This window comes from Bacteroides sp. AM16-13 (assembly GCF_003602705.1).
Lineage (GTDB): Bacteria > Bacteroidota > Bacteroidia > Bacteroidales > Bacteroidaceae > Bacteroides > Bacteroides xylanisolvens.
In genome coordinates this window covers 1-4,331 of sequence record NZ_QTLK01000057.1, presented here as the reverse complement: position 1 = coordinate 4,331, position 4,331 = coordinate 1, and the positions used below count along the sequence as shown (strand labels likewise).

At 47.9% G+C, this 4,331-nt stretch carries 3 protein-coding genes and 1 pseudogene; 3 read left to right on the top strand and 1 reads right to left on the bottom strand.

Annotated elements, in window-relative coordinates; all coding sequences use genetic code 11:
* A pseudogene (locus DW173_RS23880) lies at window positions 1-258 on the top strand (glycoside hydrolase family 3 protein); the annotation flags it as partial.
* A gap of 85 nt (window positions 259-343) precedes the next feature.
* On the opposite strand, the gene DW173_RS23410 reads toward DW173_RS23880, so the two are convergent.
* Window positions 344-1,444, bottom strand: coding sequence for a family 43 glycosylhydrolase (locus DW173_RS23410; RefSeq protein ID WP_008026461.1), 1,101 nt, complete (start codon window positions 1,442-1,444; stop codon window positions 344-346).
* A gap of 259 nt (window positions 1,445-1,703) precedes the next feature.
* Here DW173_RS23410 and DW173_RS23405 point away from each other — a divergent pair, with 259 nt between their 5' ends.
* Together DW173_RS23405 and DW173_RS23400 are read left to right on the top strand one after the other, a co-directional pair.
* Window positions 1,704-3,512 (top strand): glycoside hydrolase family 2 protein, encoded by a 1,809-nt coding sequence (locus DW173_RS23405; RefSeq protein ID WP_232305862.1) that lies wholly within the window; start codon window positions 1,704-1,706, stop codon window positions 3,510-3,512.
* A gap of 28 nt (window positions 3,513-3,540) precedes the next feature.
* The coding region (locus DW173_RS23400; RefSeq protein WP_305000438.1) for a glycoside hydrolase family 36 N-terminal domain-containing protein at window positions 3,541-4,331 on the top strand (791 nt) is incomplete at its 3' end.

Here is a 4,331-nt window from a genome sequence, read left to right as displayed (position 1 = left end):
CCTTATGCCGATGCATTGTTCTTGTTGTTCGACGTACAGCGTCAGACGATTCTCGACCTGATGGCAGGAAAAGCGGAACCTTCCGCCTTACTGCCTTTCCAAATGCCTGCAGACATGCGCACGGTAGAGGAGCAGGCGGAGGATACTCCACATGATATGCGTTGTTATCACGATGCCGACGGTCATGTGTACGATTATACATATGGACTGAACTGGAAGGGTGTGATAGACGATGAGCGAGTGAAGAAATACAAGTAATATCCGTTTTTCAGTTTTCAATAAAAGTTCTGCACGTATGTCGGCTGATTCACTCGCTGGACACGTGCAGAACTTCTTTTTTATTCTAAAGTCCGGAAGGCTTACGAAACACTTCTCCTTCTTTTGCCGGTTTGCCCAGCAAAGGCAGACCTTCTTCATCCCAACCGATGGGTTGCATCCGTAAAGAACGGCTATCCACCATAAGCATATCATGAAGTGAATTACGCACCAAATAAAGCATATACCACTCTTTATAATCCGGCGAAGGGACAAAACATATATTGCCGGGAGCGTATGCGTTATTTTCGGGCGATTGCCTGAAAACCGGTTCAGACAATTTAGTCCATGAAGCCGGAGAAAGTGGGTCGCTGTCGGCATTAGCAACTAATAATCCTATGCAGTGATAGGGAGTCCAGTTGGCACTAGCGGAATAATAAACAAGAAGTTTGTCTTTATCGCGGGAATGAAAAAGAAAAGGCATCTCGTTGACGTAGACCGGATAGGCAGCTTTATTCCCATCAGTTCCCACCCATTGGCATTCCCATTCATACTTGGGTTCAGATATCAGGACACGTTCGGATGCCAACGTCCACGGGTCGGACATTTCGGCAATATACAAGCATTGCATTTCCTCAAAGATACGCTTGTTTTTCCAGCCGCTCCAAAGCAAATACAGTTTGCCTTTATGTACAAACGGATGCCCGTAAATAGCAAGATTATTGTGAGGATCGGTAGAAATTTTGCCTTTCAATACAAATTCTCCTTCCAACGGGTCGGGGGAAGCATTTTCCAGTACATGCAACTGGCGGTTGTCCGAATCGCCGTCGTCCATGCTAAAATACACATACCATTTTCCATTGATATAATGTATCTGTGGGTCCCAAATATGAGAATAAGATTGACTGTCGTCCACCGGCCATATCGTTTTGGTAGGTTCATGCGTTATTTCAGTAATGTCTTTCAATGCCCACAAACAGATTTTATCATCCACTCCGCGAATGTAATAATACATACCGTTATGGAACAGGGCACCAAAAGCCGGACCGCCAATCGACAAAAGCGGATTCGTATAACAGGAAGCGGAATCTATGGTTCCCGATGCGTGAGATGTTGTTGCTTTATGCTGGCAGGAGAAGTTACAGAACAAACAAGCCAATATCCCCACAATATGTATAAGACGTATCATAAGAAATGAACTTTAAGGCTAAAAACTGCGACAAAGGAAATATAAAAAAAGCAAATATCCGCATTCTAACAGGATTTTATTCCTTGCAGGCAGAATTTTAGCCTTAATAGGCAAAATTTTAGCCTTTATTCATCCGGAGATTTAACACTTTTGCAAAGTGAACATGAAAAACAATTTAAGAAACATATAAATATTGTTCTATATGAAAATAGTAATGAAAGAGATGGCGAAGTATTCGTACATCTATGGGGTGTTAATCATGTGGGTGTGTTGCACCGGCTCTTATGCCCAATGGAAACCTGCCGGTAACAGAATCGTTACAGAATGGGCAGCACAAGTAGACGTAAGTAATGTATTACCCGAATACCCGCGTCCTTTGATGGAACGTACGGAGTGGGTAAACCTGAACGGACTTTGGCAGTATGCCATTCTTCCGTCGGGCAAAGCAATGCCGAAGACGTATGACGGTGAGATTCTGGTACCCTTCGCCGTAGAATCCGCACTTTCCGGTGTAGGAAAAGAATTGGGAGAGAACAACGAGTTATGGTATCGGCGCACCTTTTCCGTGCCTTCCCACTGGAAAGGACAACGGGTATTGCTGAATTTCGGAGCGGTAGACTGGAAAACCACTGTATGGGTGAACGGAACCAAACTCGGTGAACACTGCGGCGGATTCACTCCTTTTGCATTCGACATCACACAAGCGCTGAAAAAAGGAGACAATGAAGTAGTGGTGCGGGTATGGGACCCGACGGACAAAGGCAAACAGGCACGCGGCAAGCAGGTAAGCAACCCCGGACATATCTGGTATACACCGGTGAGCGGCATCTGGCAGACCGTATGGCTGGAACCTGTCCCCGAACGTGCCATAGAAAACATCCGGACGACTCCCGACATAGACGGCGGCAAACTGACGGTGGAAACAACGGTGAACAACCCCAAAGCCAACGACCGGATAGAAGTGAAAGTGCTCGACGGCAACAAAGTCATCGCATCCGGCAGTGCATTGAACCATACTTCCGTAGAAATACCGATGCCGGCAGATTGCAAACTATGGTCTCCGGACTCTCCTTCGCTTTATGACTTGGAAATCTCATTCTATGCCGACGGCAAATTGCAGGACAAAGTGAAAAGCTACACCGCCATGCGGAAATTCTCCACGCGAAGAGACGAGAAAGGGTACATGCGCCTGCAACTGAACAACAAAGACATCTTCCACTTCGGTCCGCTCGACCAGGGCTGGTGGCCCGACGGACTGTATACAGCACCGACGGACGAAGCCTTGTGCTACGATATCGAAAAGACCAAGGAACTCGGATTCAACATGATACGCAAGCACCTGAAAGTGGAACCGGCACGTTGGTATGCGCATTGCGACCGTCTGGGAATGATGGTATGGCAGGATATGCCTAACGGCGACAAGAATCAGGACTGGCAATACAAGCAATTCTACTATGGTCCGGAGATGGTACGTACTTCGGAATCGGAAGCTGTCTACCGGAAAGAGTGGAAAGAGGTGATGGACTGTCTCTATTCTTATCCCTGCATTGGCGTATGGACACCGTTCAACGAAGCGATGGGACAATTCAAATCCGTAGAAATAGCTGACTGGACCAAGAAATATGACCCGACGCGCCCGGTGAATCCCGCCAGTGGCGGCAATTATTTCCCTTGCGGGGATATTCTCGACCTGCACAGTTATCCGGAACCCGTCATGTTCCTCTTTGATGCCGACCGGGTGAATGTAATCGGTGAGTTCGGCGGAATCGGCATGGCGCTGAAAGGACATCTGTGGAACGAAGACCGCAACTGGGGATACGGCGACCTGAAAGGCAAAGAAGAAGCAACGGAAGAGTACCTGAAGTATGCCAACCGCCTCAAGGAACTGTCTGCATTGGGACTATGCGGTGCCGTATATACCCAAACAACCGATGTAGAATCGGAAATCAACGGACTGATGACCTACGACCGCAAAGTAGTGAAAATGAACGCGGATGCATTACAGAAAGTCAACAGTGAAGTTTGCCGTTGCCTGGATAATCCGCTTCCTGCAAAAAATTCCCGTTAGTAGACATTAAAATGCATAATTTGCTATTATGACAATTATAAATAAAAGAAATCTGTTTTTCCTAATTTCCGTCTGGCTGTTGTCTACACTTCTGCCAGCGCAGAATGTCACCATATCCACTCCCCATACACAGTTGCTCCTCTCGGCACCAAACGGCGGTACACCGAAACAACTGTATTACGGCTCACGCACCTCCGATGCGGATATCCGAAGCATTTGCGAAACGGCACGCGGGAGAAATGCTTATCCCGTCTACGGAATGGGGTATCCATGCGAAACGACATTGTCCGTCCGCCATGCCGACGGCAACCTGACACTTCAAATGGCAGTAGCAGGCGTAAAAGAAACACGCCTTACAGAAGAAAATGCCACTTTGACGGTGATAGAACTGAAAGACAAAGTGTATCCTTTCTTCGTCAACATCTGCTACAAAGCATGGCAGGATGCGGATGTCATCGAAACATGGACTGAAATCCGTCACGAAGAGAAGAAGCCTGTCCAACTTCAGCAGTTCGCTTCCGCCTACTTGCCTGTCCGCCGTGGCAATGTCTGGCTGGCACATCTTTCCGGTGCCTGGGCAAACGAAGGACAACTCTGCCAGGAAGCGTTGCAACCGGGTATGAAAGTCATCAAAAACACGGACGGGGTACGCAATTCCCAATCGGCACACGCGGAAGTGATGTTCTCGCTCGACGGTAAACCGCAGGAGAACACGGGACGCGTCATCGGTGCGGCACTTTGCTACAGCGGCAACTACAAACTGCGCATTGACACGCAAGAAGACGACTGGCACCATTTCCTCGCCGGCATCAACGAAGA